Genomic DNA, 18,164 nt, shown 5'->3' on the forward strand with positions numbered 1-18,164 from the left:
GACGTCAGGTGATGTGGGGAGTGCAAGGGAAGGAAAGCCCCGACTGGGGTGGTGGAGGGGTTTGGTGATGTGCGCCTCGAGGGGCGACTACTTGCTGGCGGGTCCTGAACTACTTGCGGGCGAGTACTGCCAGGACCAGGCGGGTGACGCCGGTGGGTTTGGCGGACTGGTCGCCCGTGGGGCAGGAGTCGGCGATCGTGGTCAGGCCGGGCGGGAGCAACTCCAGGCCCTCGACCAGTTCGGCGACCTCGGCCGGCGTACGGAATTGCATCGGCTGGACCGCCGGTCGTAAGGCGTCCTCGACGGCCGTAGCGAACTGCGCGAGCCGACCGCCGTCGCGGGGATTGATCGGGTGCGTCATCGCGAGGTAGGACCCCGACACCATCGCCGACAAGTACCCGTCGACCGCCTGCCGGGCGCGCTTCTGCCCGGGGATGTGGTGCAGCACCAGGCCCTGCAGTACGCCGACGGGGCGGCTCAGGTCGAGCACCTTCGTGACCAGCGGATCAGCCAGTACGGCGGCCGGGTCGGTCAGGTCGGCGTCGACGAAGTGGACCGTGCGGTCGTCGGCCAGCAGGGCGAGCCCGTGCGTGACGACGGTCGGGTCGTTGTCGACGTACACGACGGTCGCCCGCGGGTTCAGCCGCTGGACGATCTCGTGGGTGTTGTCCGTGGTCGGCAGCCCGCAGCCGAGGTCGAGGAACTGGTCGACGCCGCCCTCGCGGACCATCGTCTCGATCATCCGGCCCAGCCAGCGACGGTTCTCGCGCACCAGGTTCGGGATCTCGGGGGCGACCTTCAGCAGCTCGGCGTACATCTGCCGGTCGACCTCGAAGCTGTTCTTGCCGCCGAGCAGCAGGTCGTAGACCCGGGCCGCGTTCGGGCGGCTTGTGTCCACGTCCGGCAGGAAGGAGCGTCCGCTGCCATCCACCACCACTCGCGTCCACCCCACCCGCGCCGAAGGATCCGAAAACCCGGATTGTCGGCGAGGTTATCGCAGGTCGATAGTTGCCTACATCCTCCTGCCCCACGGAACGGCGAGACGTGATCGTTCCGGTGCACAGAATTCCCCGGCCCTGGACTCGGCAAGCGCTTGCCAGTCACCGTCGCGGACCTCAGACTGAGCGCCACCCGGGCCGTGGAACACGGTTCCGGGAACCGCCCCGACGTACCGGAGGACCGCCCATGCACCGCCGTACCTTCCTGACCTCGACCGCCGCACTGGCCGTCGCGGGTCTCACCGCAGCACCGGCCCGCAGCTCGACGACGACCCGAGCACGTGCGACCCGAGCCCGCACGCTCGACGAGCTCCGCAGCCAGATCGCCTCGGCCGGGCCGGGCGCGTTCATCACGCTCGCCGACGGGACGTACGACGTACCGGCCGATCGCCCGCTCGCCGTCAACGGCCGACGCGGTACGGCGGAGGCGCCGATCACCATCGCGGCCGAGCACCGCGGCAAGGCGGTGCTGACCGGCCAGCGCGGCTTCACCTTCGCCGACTCGTCGTACGTGACCGTGAACGGGTTCGTCTTCAAGCAGCGCGCGACGCTCGAGCTGCCGCTGAGCTGCCACCACCTGCGGCTGACCCGGAACGACGTCCAGCTGACCGACTCGGACGGGCTGAACTGGCTGCTGGTCAAGGCCGACTTCACCAAGCTCGACCGGAACCACTTCCACGGCAAGGCGACGCTCGGCGTGTTCGTCGGCGTCGAGGGACCGAGCGGCGACGGGATGGCCCGCGGGCTGCACATCCTGCGGAACTACTTCTCCGACCACACCTTCACCGGCGACAACGGCGGCGAGCCGATCCGGCTCGGCCTCAGCGGCCGGTCGCTGGCCGACGCCGGCGCGCTGATCGAGCAGAACCTGTTCGAGCGGGCGAACGGCGACCCGGAGGCGATCTCGGTCAAGTCCAGCGGGAACACGATCCGGGACAACACGATTCGCAACAGCCTGGGCGGGATCGTGCTGCGGCACGGCAACCGAACGCGGGTCGAGGGCAACTTCATCCTTGCCGGAAGCAACGGAATCCGAATCTACGGCAACGACCACCTGATCGTGAACAACTACGTCGAGCGGGTGGCCGGCGCGGGGATCGTGCTGGGCAGCGGTTCGGTGCGCGACCACCTGGCCTCCGACTCACCGGAGAGCCGGCGCGGCAACGACGCACCGGACCGGGTGACGATCGCGCTGAACACGGTGCTGTCGTCCGGCTCGGCGATCAGCGGCGAGAGCCAGCGCACCCTGCCGCCGTTGGGCTGCACGATCTCGGACAACCTCCTGGTGGGTGACGCCGGGGACCTCGTCGCGATGCCGTACCAGCAAGGCATCACCTGGTCGGGCAACCTGCTCTGGGGCGCGGCCGGCAACGGCAACATCCCGGCGAGCGGCTTCCGTCGGGTCGACCCCAAGCTCACGACGTCCGGCGTACGGCGGCTGACCGCGGGCAGCCCGGCGATCAACGCGGCCAGCCGGTCCTACCCGTCGGTGACCCGCGACCTCGACGGTCACCCGCGCTCGGGCAAGGCCGACGTCGGCGCCGACGAGTACAGCACCGCCGTACCGGTCAATCGCCCGCTCACGACGGCCGATGTGGGCCCGTCCGCACCCTGACCGATGAGTTTCTCCGGGTTGGCTCGTCTCAACAACCGACAGGACAACCCGGAAGGAACTCCCTATGGCCAAGACCCTCTACTCCGTCTCGATGTCGCTCGACGGTTTCATCGCCGGCCCCGGCGGCGACATGTCCTGGCTCACCGACCACCTGGGCCCGAACCCGCTGGTCGGTGAGCTGCTCGGAGACATCGGAGCCCTGCTGGTCGGCAGCACGACGTACGGCGGTGACGACCCGCACAAGAACGACGACGGCGCCGGCAAGGCCTTCGGCGGTGGCTGGGACGGCCCGCAGTACGTCGTCACGCACCACCCGGGCACTTCTGACGGTGAGGTCTTCTTCGTCCCCGACGTCCTGACCGGTCTCGACGCCGCCGAGGCCGCCGCCGGCGACAAGTACGTCAACGTCATGGGCGCCGACATCGCCCGTCAGGTGCTCGAGGCCGGCCGCCTGGACGAGATCCTCACCATCGTCGTCCCCGTCCTCCTCGGCGACGGCACTCCCCTGTTCCGCGGCAGGACGATTCAGCTCGAACGCATCCACCACAGTGCCGTCCCGCAGGCGAACAACCTCTGGTTCAAGGTCCTCAGCTGACCGCTACGACGCGCCGCCAGCCCTCGGAGACGAGCGTCGATTCCATCCCCACCGACTGGTAGAGCCCGAGGGCACGCGTCGGGTTGTTGGTGTCGACGTTGAGAATCGTGCCGGACCGCCCCGCCGCAGCATCGAGCGCGAACGCTTCCTGCAGCAGGAACTTCGCCAGCCCACGGCCACGGAACTCCTCGAGCACACACAGCATCGCGACGTACCCACAGTCGTCGGTCTCGACGTGCCCGTCGGTGCACTCGCGCAGCGCCACCGCCTGCCCGTCGATTTCGAGCAACGTCATCTGTGACCAGTCGAACGTCGCCGACGAACTGCGGTACTCGACCCACTCCTCGTGCGGCCGCGGGACGAAGCCGAACTGGTCGCGGAAGCACGCGAGGATGACCTCGTGCGCGGTCCACCGGGCGGCGTCGTCCAAAGCACCGCGCCGGACCACGACCCCCGGCGGCGCCTTCGGCATCGCGACCGGTCCGCTGTGATCGATCTGCATCTGGTGGTACGTCGTACCGACCGTGAAGCCCTGCTCGGCCAGCATCACCCGCTGCGCCTCGTCGGCGCGGTAGATGTCGGTGTCGACGGTGATCTCGGCATGGCCGCACTCGCGCCCCATCTCCCGGGCACGGTGCAGCGTCCGCTCGAGGAGCCAGGTCGCGACCTCAGGTGCGCGGGACCGCACCTCGATGCCGACGACCTGGCGATCGCCCTTCCCGAACGCGGTCCCGTAGCCCACCGGCCGGTTCTCAACGCCCACGACGAGAAACCCGTCCGTGCGGCGGTCGAAGCCTGGTTCGACGATCTCCTCGGCCACCTCGGTCATCGTCTCGTCGCGACAGCCGATCAACTCCGTGGTGTACGCCGCCCGCATCTCGAACAGCGCTTCGGCATCCCCAGGTTCCGGCGAGCGAACGGTGCAACCGTCCGGTAGTGCGGTGAGAGTCGTCATGAAGTCGGTAGACGGAGGTCGGCTGGACTGTTGGTGTGAACGAGATTCACGATGTCCCCCTTAGGACACTTGCTAGATGCATCGGGGGGCACCGAAGTTGCCTTCTACCAGGTGTGGGCGACGTCGACGACGATGCGGTTGGTCGCGCCGGGGCCGGCCAGGGTGAAGACGCGGAACGGAAGGCGGGCGCGGACGCCGACCCCGATGGTCGTCTCACCTTCGAAGCTGCCTGCGGTCGCGAGCTGCCGGAAGGTCCGGTAGCCGGTCACGTTGGACAGTTCCTTGGGGTTCGCCGGGTTGTACGTGCTGTGGCCGTCGTCGTCGTACGACGGGACCGAGAGCACGATCTGCAGCTTGGCGCCGCCGCGCAGCGGCACCAGCGCGCCTTCGCCGACGGTGTAGACGTTGTCCACGTACTGCACGCGGAACCACGACGGTGCGCCCTTGACGTCGAAGACGACGCGGTCGTAGCAGTCCTGCCGGCCGGTCCGGACGTTCGTCAGGGTGCCGGTCCCGCGCACGTTGCTTGCCTCAGGCAAGGATCCCCAGGCGGTGGCGCAGGCGGTCGACCCGGCAGCGAGCGCCGGCACACTGACCGCTCCCACCGGAACTGCGGCCACGGCCACGATCGCGACGAGGGTGCGGATGGACGGACGGTTGATGCGGATACCACTCATGATGTGTCCCCCCTTTGAGACACCTGTTAGATGCTTCCGTCGACACCGAAGTTGACCGAACGGAGCGATGACTTCAGGTGCACACGACGCGATCCGTCAGTAGTCGCTCGCGGCCGAGAACATCACCGGACGGACGTCGACACCGGCGCCTTCCTGCGTGGCCTCGGGGAGCAGCCGCGCGAGCTCGACGGCACGCGCCGGGGACTCGACGTCCAACAGGTAGTAGGCATGGATCGGCGCACCACAAGTGCCGAGCTGCGTGCCAAGCGAGGGGTCGGCGAGCAGCTGGCTGTCGACCAGTTCGCCCGCGTCCTGGGCGGTACGGCGAAAGGCCGTGTGATCCACGGGCTGAAGCAGGTCGGCGGCGTGCAGGATCACCAGGTACTTCATGGGCGCGGCTCCGATCGTCAGGTGGTGTCACCCACCAGACGGTGCCGAGCCACGGATTTTGACATCATCAGCCCATGATCTTGTCGACCGAACGGCTGACCCTGCGCAGGTTCAACGAGAACGATGCCGCGGCGTTGTCGGCGTACCGGTCCGTGCCCGAGGTCGCGCGCTACCAGTCCTGGGACGCGCCGTACTCGCTGGAGCAGGCGGCCGAGGCCGTGCGCTCCTTCGCGCAAGGCGATCCCGAGCAGCCCGGCTGGTTCCAGTACGCGATCGACCTGGACGGCGTACTGATCGGCGACATCGGCCTCAACCTCGCCGACAACCTCCGGCAGGCCGACATCGGGTTCACGCTCGCACCGGCGTACCAAGGTCAGGGGTACGCCGCCGAAGCGGTCGGCACATTGCTCGACCATCTCTTCCTCGAGAGGAATCTCCATCGCGTCGCGGCCGAGTGCGACGCCCGCAACGAGGCGTCCGCGCGGCTGCTCGAGCGCCTCGGCTTCGAGCACGAAGGGCTGCGCCGCGCGGCGAGCTGGTGGAAGGGCGAGTGGACCGACGACCTGCTCTTCGGCCTCCTGCACCCGGACTGGCCTAAGCCCTAGCAGTCCCCCGCACGGCCCACGCCCGAGCCGTCAACGAGATCGTGCCGTCTGACTCGAGAGGAAGCCTTTCCCGCAAAGCGTCCCGGATCCGGTCGCGCGTCGCGTCGTCGACCGTGCTCAGGTACGCCGGCGCCGCACCCTGCCCGCCGAGGAACGGCGTCCAGTAGTCCTCGAACGACGTGAACACCGTCGGTACGACGATCCCGCGGCTCGTGATCTCCCCGAACCCGGCGGCCGAGAACATCTCCTCCAGCCCTGCCGCGGTGCAGAACGGGAACCGCGTCCCCTCATCGAGATCCCGTCGCGAAGGATCGATCTCCCCCGCGACGTCCCAGAAGTGCTTCATCAGCTGCATGCCCTCGGCGTAGTCCCACACGTACGCCGCGACGACCGCACCGAGCTCCCCGAGCCGCCGCAGCAGCGCGTCGCGGTCCGGCACGAAGTTCAGCACCAGCCCGGACACCACGACATCGAACGAACCATCCGGCAGGTCCTCCGCCGGGCGCACCTCGAACGACGCCCCCGGCACCGTCCGCCGCGCGTACTCCAGAAAGCCTTCCGAGCGATCAACCCCCAGCACGTACGCCGGCCCGCAGTCCCGCACGATCGTGCTCGTCAACGCCCCCGTCCCGCACCCGACGTCGAGCCAGCGCAGACCACCCGGCTGGTCGAGCCACTCCACGAACTCCGTCGCGACCAGCCGGCTCCAGCGCCCGACGTACGGCTCGTACTGCTCCCCACTGGCCCAACGCTCCATCCAGGCAGGCTAGAACTCAGGCCGCGACGGTGGGAAGGGATACGCCGGTCAGCTGCTCGGCCGTCGTCCACAGCCGGGCCGCGACCTCGTCGTCGAGCGCACTCCGCGGCGTCTTGGCGAGCTCGGCCGGGCCGACCAGACCGAACCACTCCGACGGCCCGTAGTACTCGCGCGGCTTGGCCTCCGCACTCACCGCCGCGACCAGCAACGGCTCCGCACCCTGCTCGACACCCTGCGAGGGCAGCGGCAGCTTGAAGAGCAGCCGATTCACCAGCGAAGGCCTCTCCCGCCCGAGGCTCGCGCCGGCGGTCTGCAGGTTCGTCCGGGTGAAGCCCGGGTGGGCGATCGTGCTCAGCAACGGCCAGCCGCGCTCGGCAGCGATCGTCGCGAGCTGCCGGCCCATCATCAGGTCGGCCAGCTTCGACTGCGCGTACGCCGCCGCCGGGCGGTACCGCTGCTCCCAGTTCAGGTCGTCGAAGTTGATCTTCCCGCGGGTCGCCACCCCGCTGCTCATCGTCGCGACCCGTGGCGCCGGCGCCTTCAGCAGCAACGGCAGCAGCCGCACGGTCAGCGCGAACGGGCCGAGGAAGTTGCTGCCGAACTGCAGCTCGAACCCGTCGGCCGTGGCCACCCGCTCCGGCGGCACCATCACGCCGGCGTTGTTGACCAGCAGATCCAGCGGTACCCCGTCCGCGATCAGCCCGTCGGCGAACTCCCGCACCGACTCGAGGTCGGCCAGATCCACCCGCCGTACGTCGAGCAGCGCGCCAGGGTGCTGAGCCAGGATCTCGGCCCGCGCCGCCTCACCCTTGGCGACCGTCCGAACGGCCATCACCACGTGAGCACCGGCCGCGGCCAACCGCCGAGCGGTCTCCTTGCCGGTCCCGCTGTTGGCGCCGGTGACGACGGCGTACTTGCCGGTCTGATCGGGGACCTCGTACATGTCGCGCTCCTTAAGAGACTGCCGGTCTGTTGTGCTCGACATTAACAGACCGTTGGTCTGATGACAACAGACCAGCGGTCTGTAGACTGGGAGCATGACTTTTCAGCGGGCGCGCAGCGACGAGCAGCGGGCCGAACGCCGCCGGGTGATCCTGGCGACGGCGCGCGACATGCTGGCCGAGCAGCCGGTCGCCCAGCTCACGCTGAACGAGCTGGCCCGCCGCGTCGGCCTGGCGAAGTCGAACGTGCTGAACTACTTCGAGTCGCGCGAAGCCGTGCTGCTGGCGCTGATGACCCTCGAGACGGCCGCCTGGCTGGACGACCTGGAGGCCGCGCTGGGCGCGATCGACCGGAAGCTTCCGGCGACCGAGCGCGCGGGGGCACTGGCCGAAGCGGTGGTGGCGACGATGACCGCGCGGCCGATGCTGTGCGAGCTGAACAGCGCACAGGCCGCCGTCCTCGAGCACAACATCTCGACCGAGATCGCGCTGAACTACAAGCGGTCCGCGATCGTGGACTACCACCGGATGGTCGCGCTGATCACGGACGCCGTACCGGAACTGGGCACCGAGAGCGCGACCCGTTTCATCGCGGCCGCGGTACTGCTGGCCGGCGCGATCTGGACGCACTCCCGGCCGTCGGCGGCGATCCTCGCGGCGTACGAGGCCGCGCCGGAGCTCACCGCGATGCGGGTCGAGTTCGAGCCCGCACTGCGGATCGCCCTGGACGGCCTGCTGTTCGGACTATTGCCTAGGGCAAGTAGTAGTTCGGATTCGGGAGCTTGAAGGTACGGTCGGCGGACCCACCCTTGAGATCGCTGAACTGGTCGCCGAAGTTCGCGACGATGTCGTAGCCGAGCGACTCGATGTGCGCGCGGGTCGCCGACTTGTAGTGGATCGTCGTGCAGGAGCCGTTCGGGTCGGCCGCGCAGGCCTTCTTCAGGTACGCCGGGTAGTCGGCGACGGCCGGCTTGGTGAACAGCCCGTCCTCGCCACCGCGCAGGGTGGTCGGCTTCGGGTACCCCGCGTCGATGCCGACGCCGTCCTCGGTCAGGTTGCCGAGCGTCGCCTGCTCCTGCGCGGCCCCGCGACCGGTCAGGAAGAACACCGCGTAGCCCTCACGCTCAGCCGTCTTCACCAGGTCGACCATGCCCGGTACGGCGGGGAACTTCTGGTCGGTCACGAACTGCCCGTTGGTGGTCGGGTTGAACGCCCAGTTGCTGGCGATCTCGTAGTTCCAGGTGGCCAGCGCGGTGTCGTCGACGTCGAGCAGGATCGCCTTGGTCCCGCGGGGGTGGTGCCGCGTCGAGATCCAGCGCTTGCCGTCGGCCGCGACCCCACGCGCCTCCTTGGCGTAGTTGCTGTCCGACGCGAAGGTGCCGCTGCCGAGCGGGTCCCCGTAGTAGTTGCGCAGCTGCTGACGCAGTACGTCAATGTTGGTGACCTGCCGCTCGGTCCGCGGCGTCGAGGTCTGGATCGCCGGCTGCTGCGCCGCCACCCCGGCCGAGTAGGCAACCCCACCGGCAATGGACGCGACCGCGACAGTCGCGGCACCGATCAGCACCGGCCGGCGCCAGGAACGCTTGAACATGATGACCCTCTCCCGAAAACAAATCGCTGACCAATGCAAACTAACCCCGCCGGCGGGGGTCCGGCGAAGGACGTGGGGTAAACCCGCACGCGATCCGGCAGTTGAGACACCCGGACAGCTGACCCCGAACTGGTTTAGATTTCAGCTTCCGACAGGAGTCTTCTTAAGGATGGCTAATGACCTGCGCTGTTGAGCTCGTACCCGTGCAGCCGATGTGGTCGTCGAACTTCCGGCTGTACTTCGGGGCGCGGACGACCTCGTTGCTGGGCGACGCGATGATCCCGGTCGCGTTGTCAGTGGGTGTGCTGAATGCCGGGTACGGCGCGACCGGCGTGGGGTACGCGCTCGGGGCGTGGCTGGCGGCGGTGGCGTTGTGCATGTTGTTCGGGGGCGTGCTGGCTGACCGCTTCACCGCCCGGCGGATGATGGTGCTGGCCGACTTCGCGCGGTTCGGGCTGCAGGCGATGACCGCGGTCGCGTTCCTGACCGGTCGGCCGTCGCTGGTGCTGATCGTGGTGCTGCAGTTCCTGAGCGGGGCGGCGACGGCGATGTTCCAGCCGGGTGTGGCGAGCATGGTGCCGCAGGTGGCGGACGACGTGCAGAAGGCGAACGGGACGCTGCGGATCGCGGAGTCGATGGCCGGCGTACTCGGTCCGGCGCTGGCCGGCGTACTGGTCAGCGTCTCCGGGCCCGCGGTCGTGTTCGCGATCTACGCGGCGACGTACGCCGTCAGCGGTGCGTGCCTGCTCGGGCTGAAGCTCGACACCGCGCCGCCCGCGTCCGGCGCGCCCTTCCTGGCCGAGCTGGTCGCCGGGTGGCAGGCGTTCCGGGCGCGCACGTGGCTCTGGTCAGTGATCGCGATCTTCGGCCTGTACGGGTGCTTCGTGGTCGGTACGTCGTTGCCGATCGGCGCCGAACTGGTGATCGGGCACCTCGACTCGACCGCGCTCGGGCTCGGCCTGGCGGCGTTCGGCGCGGGCGGTGCGATCGGTGGGACGATCGCGATCCGCTTCCGCCCGCGGCGTCCGCTGGCGGTCGGTTCGATCGGCTGGGCGCTGTTCGCGATCTACCCGTTGGTCCCGGCGCTGCGCCCGAACCTCACGGTGCTGATGATCGGCTGGTCGATCGCGGGCGCGGGCATCGCGTTCTGGTCGGTGCTCTGGTCGACGACGGTGCAGACCCAGGTCCCGCCGGAGTTGCTCAACCGCGTTTACGCGTACGACGTCGCCGGGTCGCTGGTGACGATGGCGCTCGGGCGGACGGTCGCGGGGCCGTTGGCGGGGATCACGGGCGAGGTGCCGTTGATGGTGTTCGCCTGCGTGCTTGGGGTGTTGTGCGCGGCGCTGCTGATCGTCGTACCGGCTACTCGGCGGCTGAAAGTTTCTTGACGTAGCGGTGGCAGGGGACGGCGATCGTGCTGTCGTCGACCGTGGCCTGGTAGTCGAAGGGGCCTTCGTCGGTCCAGCCGGAGCGTTCGTAGAAGCGGCGGGCGCGGCTGTTGCCGGTGGCAACGGCCAGCCAGGTGGCAGGGTGGCCGGCCGCGGCGACCTGGCGTTCGGCTTCGGTGAGCAGGAGGCCGGCGATGCCTGATCCTCGGTGGTCCGAAGAGACATAGACCTGCTCGACCTCGTCGCCGGAGACAATCACAAACCCCGCGACTACTTGCTCGGCCTGCGGCCGAGCGGAAGAGGAGGGGGCGGCGTCGACCGTGGCGACTGTTGTTTCCGCGACTCGTTCGGCGGCTCGGGTCCAGAAGGTGTCCTTGGTGCGGACAGCTGTCAGCGCTTCCGGGACGTTGCCGTCGTGGCCGTCGTGCCAGCCGGTGTACCAGATGGCGGCAACAGCGTCGGCGTCGGCAGGGGTGGCGGGGCGCACTCGCATGCGCCCCACCGTGCCACTTACTTCGGGTCGTACGCCAGGTTCGGCCGGAGCCAGCGCTCCATCTCGTCCAGCTCCAGGCCGCGGCGCTTGGCGTAGTCCTCGACCTGGTCGCGGCCGAGCCGGCCGACGCTGAAGTACCGCGCGGACTCGCTCGCGAAGATCAGGCCGGAGACCGCGGCCGCCGGCGTCATCGCGTACGACTCGGTCAGGCCGAGGCCCAGCTTCTCGGCCTCGATCAGCTCGAACAGTTCCTTCTTCTCGCTGTGGTCCGGGCTCGCCGGGTACCCCAGCGCGGGCCGGATGCCGCGGAACCGCTCGGCGTGCAGGTCCGACAGCACCGGCTCGACGTCCGGCTCGAACCAGGCCTTGCGGGCCTCCAGGTGGATCCACTCGGCGAACGCCTCGGCCAGCCGGTCGGCCAGCGCCTTGACCATGATCGCCCGGTAGTCGTCGTTGTTCGCCTCGTACGACGCCGCCAGCTCCTCGGCACCGTGGATCGCGACCCCGAACCCTCCGAGGTGGTCACCGGCGGGCGCGACGTAGTCGGCCAGGCAGCGGTTGTGCCGTCTGGCCGGCTTCTCGGTCTGCTGCCGCAGCATCGGGAACGAGATGCCGCGGTCGTCCAGCACGATGTCGTCCCCCTCGCTGTGCGCGGGCCAGAACCCGTACGCGCCCTTCGCGGTGAACGACTTGTTCGCGATGATCTGGTCCAGCAGCGTGTTCGCGTCGTCGAACAGCTCGCGCGCGACCTCGTTCTCCAGGATCGCCGGGTACTTGCCCTTCAGCTCCCAGGCCAGGAACAGGAACTGCCAGTCGATCATCTCCCGCAGCGTCTCCAGGCTCGGCGTCTCGACCCGCAGGCCGGTGAACGCGGGCACCGGCAGTTCGCCGTACTCGACCGGTTCGGCGTTGGCGCGGGCCTGCTCGACGGTCAGCAACGGTGCGCGCTGCTTGTTCGCGTGCTGCTCGCGCAGGCGGTCCTGGTCCTCACGGTTGCTGATGGCAAGGGCCGCGGAACGGTCCGGGTCGAGCAGGTCGGATACCACACCGACCACCCGCGACGCGTCCAGCACGTGCACGGTCGTCCGGTCGTACGCCGGTGCGATCCGTACGGCGGTGTGCTGCTTGGACGTCGTCGCGCCACCGACCAGCAGCGGCAGCTTCAGCCCGCGGCGCTGCATCTCTTCGGCGACCGAGACCATCTCGTCCAGCGACGGCGTGATCAGCCCGGACAGGCCGACCGCGTCGGCGCCCTCGGCGATCGCGGTGTCGAGGATCTTGGCGGCCGGGACCATCACGCCGAGGTCGATCACCTCGTAGTTGTTGCAGCCGAGCACCACGCCGACGATGTTCTTGCCGATGTCGTGCACGTCGCCCTTGACCGTGGCCAGCACGACCTTGCCCTGGTCGCGGACGTCCTCGGCGCGGCCTTCCTGGCGGGCCAGTTCCTTCTCGGCCTCCATGTACGGCTCGAGGTAGGCGACCGAGCGCTTCATCACCCGGGCGCTCTTCACGACCTGCGGCAGGAACATCTTGCCGGCCCCGAACAGGTCGCCGACGATCTTCATCCCGTCCATCAGCGGGCCCTCGATCACCTGCAGCGGCCGCGGGTACTGCACCCGGGCCTCCTCGGTGTCGTCCTCGATGAAGTCCACGATGCCGTGCACGAGCGCGTGCGACAGCCGCTCCTGGACGGTGCCCTCGCGCCAGGTCAGGTCGACCTCACGCTTGGTGCCCTTGCCCTTGACGTTCTCGGCGAAGCTGACCAGTCGGTCGGTGGCGTCGTCGCGGCGGTTGAAGATGACGTCCTCGACCAGCTCGAGCAGGTCCTTCGGGATGTCCTCGTAGACCGCCAGCTGCCCGGCGTTCACGATGCCCATGTCCAGGCCGACCTTGCCCGCGTGGTACAGGAACGACGAGTGCATCGCCTCGCGCACGATGTCGTTGCCACGGAACGAGAACGATAGGTTCGAGATACCACCGCTGATGTGGACGCCGGGACAGCGTTCCTTGATCAGCGGCAGCGCCTCGATGAAGTTCAGCGCGTACCCGTTGTGCTCGGACATGCCGGTCGCGACGGCCAGCACGTTCGGGTCGAAGATGATGTCCTCGGCCGGGAAGCCGATCCCGGTCAGCAGGTCGTACGCGCGGCCGCAGATCGACACCTTGCGCTCGACCGTGTCGGCCTGGCCCTGCTCGTCGAAGGCCATCACCACCGCGCCGGCGCCGAAGTCCATGATCCGCCGCGCGCGGTCGAGGAACTCCTCCTCGCCCTCCTTCAGGCTGATCGAGTTGACCACGCCCTTGCCCTGCACGCACTTCAGGCCGGCCTCGAGCACGGTCCACTTCGAGCTGTCGATCATGATCGGGATCCGGGCCACCTCGGGCTCGGTCGCGATCAGGTTCAGGAACGTCGTCATCGCCTGCTCGCTGTCGAGCAGGTCGGCGTCCATGTTCACGTCCAGCAGGTTCGCGCCACCGCGGACCTGCTCCAGCGCCACGTCGACCGCGGCCTGGTGGTTGTCGGACTCGATCAGCCGGCGGAACTTCGCCGAGCCGGTCACGTTGGTCCGCTCGCCGATCATCACGAAGCCGGTGTCGGCGCTGATCTTGAACGGCTCGAGCCCGCTGAACCGGGTCCGCGTCTCGGCCGCGGCGAGCTCACGCGGCTGCCGGCCGCGGACGGCCTCGGCGATCTTGGCGATGTGGGCGGGCGTCGTACCGCAACAGCCGCCGACGATGTTGACCAGGCCGGACTCGGCGAACTCGCCGATCATCCCGGCGGTCTGCTCGGGCGTCTCGTCGTACCCGCCGAAGGCGTTGGGCAGGCCGGCGTTCGGGTGCGACGCGACGTAGGTGTCGGCGAACCGGGCCAGGTCGGCGACGTGCGGGCGCATCTCGTGCGCGCCGAGCGAGCAGTTCACGCCGACGACCAGCGGCTTGGCGTGCTCGATCGAGCTCCAGAACGCCTCGACGGTCTGGCCGGACAGCGTCCGCCCGCTCAGGTCGACGATCGTCACCGAGATCCACAGCGGCAGCTCGGGCGCGACCTCGCGGGCCGCGGCGATCGCGGCCTTGCAGTTCAGGGTGTCGAAGATCGTCTCGATCAGCAGCAGGTCGACGCCGCCGTCGCGCAGCGCGGCGATCTGTTCGGCGTACGCGTCCTTGACCTGCTCGAACGTCACTGCCCGGTACGACGGGTCTTCCACGCGCGGCGACAGCGACAGCGTGACGTTCAGCGGGCCGATCGAGCCGGCCACGAACTTGCCACCGGCCTCGTCGGCCGCCTGGCGGGCCAGCCGTGCGCCTTCGAGGTTCATCTCGCGGACCAGCGACTCCAGGCCGTAGTCGGCCTGGCCGATGCTGGTCGCGGTGAAGGTGTTGGTGGTGGTGATGTCGGCGCCGGCGTTCAGGTACTGCCGATGCACGTCGAGGATGACGTCGGGCCGCATGATGTTCAGCAGGTCCGGGTCACCGGACACGTCGTGGGTGTGGTCGACGAAACGGTCGCCCTTGTAGTCCTCGGGGGTCAGCTTCGCGCCCTGCAGCATCGTGCCCCACGCGCCGTCCAGCACGGCGATCCGCTGGTCGAGCAGGTCTCGCAACGAGCTTGTGGTCACCCTTTGCCTCCAGAAGATTCCCGGAGGCGCCCTTGCAGTAGTGACTCAGGACGAGCGTGGCGGGCCTCCGGCCCGTTGCAGCGCCTCTCGGCCCAAGGAACGATCGTACTGGCGTTGAGCGCTCAAACCAGCACAAAATGTCCAGTTAGTGAGACTGCTGTCCACCTTGGTCGATCAACTGCTGCAGCGCGGGCCCGTAGAGGTCGGCGACCAGCTCCGGATCGGCGGTCGCGGCCGGCCCGGTCCTCTGCAGGGCGATCATCGCGCCGAGCCCGAGCAGGTGGGCGACGATCAGCTCGGCGCGCAGCTCGCTGTCGTCACCGTCGAGGCGATCGGCGAAGGCGTGCACCACCTGCTCGCGGAACTGGTTGCGCATCCTGGCCCGCTCGTCGCCGTCACCGGCCGCGAAGACGACGCGGACCAGGAGGTCGCTGTCGTTCTGGCGGCGCCAACGGATCAGGGTCAGTACGGCGTGCCGGCCGAGCGACTCGATCGGGGCCGCCACCAGCAGCTCACCCGCGTCGCTGAAGTCGGCGACGACGTCGAACAACTGGTCCTTGCCGCCGAAGTGCTTGACGATCAGCGACGCGCTGACCCCGGCGTCGGCGGCGATCCCACGCAGCGTCACCGCGGCGTACGGCTGCCGCGCGAACGCCCGCCAGGCGGCCCGGAGGATCGCCGTTCGGCCCGCGTCGCTCACGACGTACGACCCACCTGTACTGAGGTCTGCACGGCGGCCGGGCGGCGGGCGGGGATCAGCAACGTGAGCCCGACGGCGACGACTGCCGCCGCGCCGGCGATCACGAAGACGATCAGGTACGCGCCGAGCGTCGGGGCGGTGCGGCCGGCGTTCGTGGCCACCACCGTGGTCAGCACTGTCGCGACGACCGCGCTGCAGACGGCCTGGCCGATCGTGCGCATCAACGTGTTGAGGCCGTTCGCCGCGGCGGTTTCGGTCACGGGCACAGCATGCATGATCAGAGCGGGCAATGCCGAATACGCGACCGCGGTCCCGGCCGACACGACGGTCGCACCGGCGACGATCGCGATCAGGTTCTCACTGGTGAACAACCGCACGACGTACCCGACAGCCATCAACGCCGCGGCGATCGCGAGCGTGAAGCGCGGCCCGCGCGCGGCGGAGATCCGCGCCGACACCGGGGACAGCAGCACCATCGCGACCCCGCCCGGGAGCAGACACAGGCCGCTGACCACGATCGATGCTTCGAGCCCGTAGCCGGTCGAGACAGGCTCCTGGACGAGCTGCGCGGTGGACAACGAGTTGGCGTAGAAGGCGAACCCGATCAGCAGCGCGGCCAGGTTGGTGAACAGGACAGCGGGCCGCGCGGACACGCGCAGATCGACCAGCGGGCTCGCCGTACGGAGCTCGAAGAACGCCCACAACGGCACGATCACCAGTGCACCCGCGAAGGTCGCGATCGTGGCGAGCGATCCCCAGCCCCACGCGCTGCCCTTCGACACCGCGAGCAGCAGGCAGACCAGGAAGGCACTCAGCCCCAGAGCACCCAGTACGTCGAACCGCCCGCTGGTCCGCAGCTTCGACTCGGGCACGATCAGCAGGACGACGGCGATGTCGAGCAGCCCGAGACCCGCGCAGATCCAGAACATCGTGTGCCAGTTGGCGTACTCGACCACCAAGGTCGCGGCCGGGATGCCGAACGCGGCGCCGACGCCGAGGGTCGAGCTCATGATCGCGATCGACGGAATCACCCGCTCGGCCGGCAGCTCGTCGCGCAGGATGCTGATCCCCAGCGGCACCACGGCGACCGCGGCGCCCTGGAACGCGCGTCCGACCACCAGCACCGGCAACACCGAACTCGTTGCGCAGAGCAACGACCCCAGGACCATCGAGACCAGGGCGATCAGCAGCACCCGCCGCTTGCCGTACATGTCGCCGGCCCGTCCGAGCAGCGGCGTGAAGACGGCCCCGGTCAGCAACGCGACCGTCACCAACCAGCTCACGTCGGCCGGCTTGCTGTGCGTCAGCCCGGGCAGCTCGGGCAGCAGCGGTACGACGATGGTCTGCATCACCGAGACGAGCACACCGCAGGACGCGAGCGCGGACAGGATCAGGCGAGGGTGGGCGGCGGGCCGGACGGTCACTCAGGAATCCTCACTGGGGGGCATTGGTGAACACTCGTTCACCTCTAGGGTAAACAATCGTTCACCACTGCGCGACCGAATACCGCCTGGCGGGCCGATGGCCCACCGAACCACGCCCGAAATGGCCCAAGCTCCTGGGCCGCAGCGCTCCTAGTGTGATGGGGTGACCGATACCCGACTCACCAGCCTGATGCACGTCACTCCCCCGTCGCTGCCGCCCGATGCGGAGGTGATGACGGCGACGATCGAGGTCCCACCGGGCGGTCCGGGCACCCCGCCGCACCGGCACAGCGGCCCGGTCTTCGGCTACCTGCTCGAGGGCGAGCTGATCTTCGAGCTGGAGGGCGAGGACCCGCGGGTGATCACCGCCGGCGAGGCGTTCTGGGAGCCGGGCGGCGACGTCATCCACTACCAGGCGGCCAACAACCTCGCGGACCGGTGGACGCGGTTCGTGGTGGTGATGGTCGGCGTACCGGGTGAGCCGATGCTGACGCTGGTCAGCGCGGAAGAGCTCGAGGCGCGGCGGGATCGGCGGGGCGCGCAGTGAGCCGGGTCTTCCTGGCCGGCGCGACCGGGGTCGTCGGGCGGTTGCTGCTGCCGCGGCTGGTCGCAGCGGGGCACGAGGTGACCGCGCTGACTCGTCGTACGGCGGACGCTGCATCGTTGCGGACTCAGGGCGTCGACGCCGTGGTCGGAGACGTGTTCGACGCGGACGGATTGCGTACGGCGGTCGCCGCGGCAGCGCCTGAGGTCGTGATGCATCAGCTCACCGATCTGGGTGGACTGGACTTCGCGGCGAACGCGCGGATCCGGAAGGTCGGGACGCGGAACCTCGTGGACGCGGCGCTGGCCGCGGGCGCTCGGCGGATGGTGATGCAGAGCATCGCGTGGATCTACGAGCCGGGCGCTTCGCCCGCTACCGAAGCGACGCCGCTCGATCTGGCGGCAGAGTCGGAGACCCGGCGCGGGACCGTGGACGCGGTGACGACGATGGAGGGGCTTGCCGCGAAGCTGCCCGAGTGGGTGGTGCTTCGGTACGGCCTTCTGTACGGGCCGGGGACCTGGTACTCGCCGGGCGGGTTGATGGCCGGGGCCGGGAAGCTGATGGCGAACGCTGACGTGAGCAGCTTGCTGCACGTCGAGGATGCTGCGGGTGCTGCGCTGGATGCACTCGAGTGGCCGACCGGTGTGGTCAACGTCGTGGACGACGTACCGGCTCCGGCGAGTGAATGGATGCCTGAGTTCGCGCGAGCGGTTGGTGCTCCGGTGCCGGAGGTGGTCGACGGAGAGCGGACCGGCTGGGCTCGGGGAGCCGACAATTCCCTTGCCCGTAAGGACTTGGGATGGACTCCGCGGCACAGCTCCTGGCGCGAAGGGTTCGCGCAGACAGCAGCCGGGCCCGGGGGCGCCTGAGG

General features: G+C 69.2%; 18 protein-coding genes. 7 read left to right on the forward strand and 11 right to left on the reverse strand.

What is annotated here, in order from left to right; translation table 11 throughout:
* Positions 1-109: 109 nt before the first annotated feature.
* Complete coding sequence (locus tag ACYVIO_RS30260) at positions 110-898, reverse strand: SAM-dependent methyltransferase (protein ID WP_460654321.1); 789 nt, start codon at positions 896-898, stop codon at positions 110-112.
* A gap of 287 nt (positions 899-1,185) precedes the next feature.
* On the opposite strand from ACYVIO_RS30260, the gene ACYVIO_RS30265 reads away from it, so the two are divergent.
* Both ACYVIO_RS30265 and ACYVIO_RS30270 read left to right on the forward strand, forming a co-directional pair.
* Positions 1,186-2,613 (forward strand): polysaccharide lyase 6 family protein, encoded by a 1,428-nt coding sequence (locus tag ACYVIO_RS30265; RefSeq protein WP_460654322.1) that lies wholly within the window; start codon positions 1,186-1,188, stop codon positions 2,611-2,613.
* Positions 2,614-2,677: 64 nt separating this feature from the next.
* Positions 2,678-3,208 (forward strand): dihydrofolate reductase family protein, encoded by a 531-nt coding sequence (locus tag ACYVIO_RS30270; RefSeq protein ID WP_460654323.1) that lies wholly within the window; start codon positions 2,678-2,680, stop codon positions 3,206-3,208.
* Here the strand turns inward: ACYVIO_RS30270 and ACYVIO_RS30275 are convergent.
* The 3 genes from ACYVIO_RS30275 to ACYVIO_RS30285 all read right to left on the reverse strand — a co-directional run bounded on the left by ACYVIO_RS30275 (position 3,201) and on the right by ACYVIO_RS30285 (position 5,230).
* Entirely contained in the window at positions 3,201-4,163 is a 963-nt protein-coding gene (locus ACYVIO_RS30275; RefSeq protein ID WP_460654324.1) for a GNAT family N-acetyltransferase, read from the reverse strand. The two genes, ACYVIO_RS30270 and ACYVIO_RS30275, sit on opposite strands and share 8 nt — an antisense overlap.
* Before the next feature lie 104 nt (positions 4,164-4,267).
* Positions 4,268-4,840, reverse strand: a complete 573-nt coding sequence (locus tag ACYVIO_RS30280; protein WP_460654325.1) for an AMIN-like domain-containing (lipo)protein — start codon at positions 4,838-4,840, stop codon at positions 4,268-4,270.
* Positions 4,841-4,936: 96 nt separating this feature from the next.
* Positions 4,937-5,230, reverse strand: coding sequence for a YciI family protein (locus ACYVIO_RS30285; protein ID WP_460654326.1), 294 nt, complete (start codon positions 5,228-5,230; stop codon positions 4,937-4,939).
* Positions 5,231-5,304: 74 nt separating this feature from the next.
* On the opposite strand from ACYVIO_RS30285, the gene ACYVIO_RS30290 reads away from it, so the two are divergent.
* Positions 5,305-5,835: a GNAT family N-acetyltransferase gene (locus ACYVIO_RS30290; protein ID WP_460654327.1), complete on the forward strand. Its 531-nt coding sequence runs from the start codon at positions 5,305-5,307 to the stop codon at positions 5,833-5,835.
* On the opposite strand, the gene ACYVIO_RS30295 is transcribed toward ACYVIO_RS30290, so the two are convergent.
* Positions 5,825-6,592 (reverse strand): class I SAM-dependent methyltransferase, encoded by a 768-nt coding sequence (locus tag ACYVIO_RS30295; protein WP_460654328.1) that lies wholly within the window; start codon positions 6,590-6,592, stop codon positions 5,825-5,827. The genes ACYVIO_RS30290 and ACYVIO_RS30295 overlap by 11 nt on opposite strands.
* Before the next feature lie 16 nt (positions 6,593-6,608).
* Entirely contained in the window at positions 6,609-7,535 is a 927-nt protein-coding gene (locus tag ACYVIO_RS30300) for an SDR family oxidoreductase (protein ID WP_460654329.1), read from the reverse strand.
* Between the two features lie 94 nt (positions 7,536-7,629).
* On the opposite strand from ACYVIO_RS30300, the gene ACYVIO_RS30305 reads away from it, so the two are divergent.
* Positions 7,630-8,319: a TetR family transcriptional regulator gene (locus ACYVIO_RS30305; RefSeq protein WP_460654330.1), complete on the forward strand. Its 690-nt coding sequence runs from the start codon at positions 7,630-7,632 to the stop codon at positions 8,317-8,319.
* Here ACYVIO_RS30305 and ACYVIO_RS30310 read toward each other — a convergent pair.
* Positions 8,285-9,124, reverse strand: coding sequence for an HAD family acid phosphatase (locus ACYVIO_RS30310; protein ID WP_460654331.1), 840 nt, complete (start codon positions 9,122-9,124; stop codon positions 8,285-8,287). The two genes, ACYVIO_RS30305 and ACYVIO_RS30310, sit on opposite strands and share 35 nt — an antisense overlap.
* A 176-nt stretch (positions 9,125-9,300) precedes the next feature.
* On the opposite strand from ACYVIO_RS30310, the gene ACYVIO_RS30315 reads away from it, so the two are divergent.
* Positions 9,301-10,512: an MFS transporter gene (locus ACYVIO_RS30315; protein WP_460654332.1), complete on the forward strand. Its 1,212-nt coding sequence runs from the start codon at positions 9,301-9,303 to the stop codon at positions 10,510-10,512.
* Here the strand turns inward: ACYVIO_RS30315 and ACYVIO_RS30320 are convergent.
* From ACYVIO_RS30320 to ACYVIO_RS30335, 4 genes are all read right to left on the reverse strand, one after another.
* The gene (locus ACYVIO_RS30320; RefSeq protein WP_460654333.1) at positions 10,487-11,005 is read right to left on the reverse strand and encodes a GNAT family N-acetyltransferase; all 519 of its coding nucleotides are present in this window, start codon (positions 11,003-11,005) and stop codon (positions 10,487-10,489) included. The two genes, ACYVIO_RS30315 and ACYVIO_RS30320, sit on opposite strands and share 26 nt — an antisense overlap.
* Before the next feature lie 17 nt (positions 11,006-11,022).
* Positions 11,023-14,625, reverse strand: coding sequence for a methionine synthase (gene metH / locus ACYVIO_RS30325; protein ID WP_460654334.1), 3,603 nt, complete (start codon positions 14,623-14,625; stop codon positions 11,023-11,025).
* A gap of 145 nt (positions 14,626-14,770) precedes the next feature.
* The gene (locus tag ACYVIO_RS30330; RefSeq protein ID WP_460654335.1) at positions 14,771-15,325 is read right to left on the reverse strand and encodes a TetR/AcrR family transcriptional regulator; all 555 of its coding nucleotides are present in this window, start codon (positions 15,323-15,325) and stop codon (positions 14,771-14,773) included.
* Positions 15,322-16,749 carry an MFS transporter gene (locus tag ACYVIO_RS30335; RefSeq protein WP_460654336.1) on the reverse strand — a complete coding sequence of 476 codons (1,428 nt, stop codon included), beginning with the start codon at positions 16,747-16,749 and terminating at the stop codon, positions 15,322-15,324. The genes ACYVIO_RS30330 and ACYVIO_RS30335 overlap by 4 nt, the downstream gene beginning before the upstream one ends.
* Positions 16,750-16,912: 163 nt before the next feature.
* On the opposite strand from ACYVIO_RS30335, the gene ACYVIO_RS30340 reads away from it, so the two are divergent.
* Positions 16,913-17,296: a cupin domain-containing protein gene (locus ACYVIO_RS30340; RefSeq protein ID WP_460654337.1), complete on the forward strand. Its 384-nt coding sequence runs from the start codon at positions 16,913-16,915 to the stop codon at positions 17,294-17,296.
* On the forward strand, positions 17,293-18,162 hold the full coding sequence (locus ACYVIO_RS30345) for an NAD-dependent epimerase/dehydratase family protein (RefSeq protein WP_460654338.1): 870 nt from the start codon (positions 17,293-17,295) through the stop codon (positions 18,160-18,162). Before ACYVIO_RS30340 ends, ACYVIO_RS30345 begins: the two co-directional genes overlap by 4 nt.
* Positions 18,163-18,164 lie beyond the last annotated feature (2 nt).

It is taken from the genome of Kribbella endophytica (assembly GCF_054781295.1).

What these genes read in the sequence shown, in the direction of transcription:
- ACYVIO_RS30280 (WP_460654325.1), bottom strand. Translation starts at nt 4,840, where the DNA reads ATGAGTGGTATCCGCATCAACCGTCCGTCCATCCGCACCCTCGTCGCG.
- ACYVIO_RS30315 (WP_460654332.1), top strand. Translation starts at nt 9,301, where the DNA reads ATGACCTGCGCTGTTGAGCTCGTACCCGTGCAGCCGATGTGGTCGTCG.
- ACYVIO_RS30295 (WP_460654328.1), bottom strand. Translation starts at nt 6,592, where the DNA reads ATGGAGCGTTGGGCCAGTGGGGAGCAGTACGAGCCGTACGTCGGGCGC.
- ACYVIO_RS30310 (WP_460654331.1), bottom strand. Translation starts at nt 9,124, where the DNA reads ATGTTCAAGCGTTCCTGGCGCCGGCCGGTGCTGATCGGTGCCGCGACT.
- ACYVIO_RS30320 (WP_460654333.1), bottom strand. Translation starts at nt 11,005, where the DNA reads ATGCGAGTGCGCCCCGCCACCCCTGCCGACGCCGACGCTGTTGCCGCC.
- ACYVIO_RS30305 (WP_460654330.1), top strand. Translation starts at nt 7,630, where the DNA reads ATGACTTTTCAGCGGGCGCGCAGCGACGAGCAGCGGGCCGAACGCCGC.
- ACYVIO_RS30285 (WP_460654326.1), bottom strand. Translation starts at nt 5,230, where the DNA reads ATGAAGTACCTGGTGATCCTGCACGCCGCCGACCTGCTTCAGCCCGTG.
- ACYVIO_RS30275 (WP_460654324.1), bottom strand. Translation starts at nt 4,163, where the DNA reads ATGACGACTCTCACCGCACTACCGGACGGTTGCACCGTTCGCTCGCCG.
- ACYVIO_RS30270 (WP_460654323.1), top strand. Translation starts at nt 2,678, where the DNA reads ATGGCCAAGACCCTCTACTCCGTCTCGATGTCGCTCGACGGTTTCATC.
- ACYVIO_RS30265 (WP_460654322.1), top strand. Translation starts at nt 1,186, where the DNA reads ATGCACCGCCGTACCTTCCTGACCTCGACCGCCGCACTGGCCGTCGCG.
- ACYVIO_RS30300 (WP_460654329.1), bottom strand. Translation starts at nt 7,535, where the DNA reads ATGTACGAGGTCCCCGATCAGACCGGCAAGTACGCCGTCGTCACCGGC.
- ACYVIO_RS30290 (WP_460654327.1), top strand. Translation starts at nt 5,305, where the DNA reads ATGATCTTGTCGACCGAACGGCTGACCCTGCGCAGGTTCAACGAGAAC.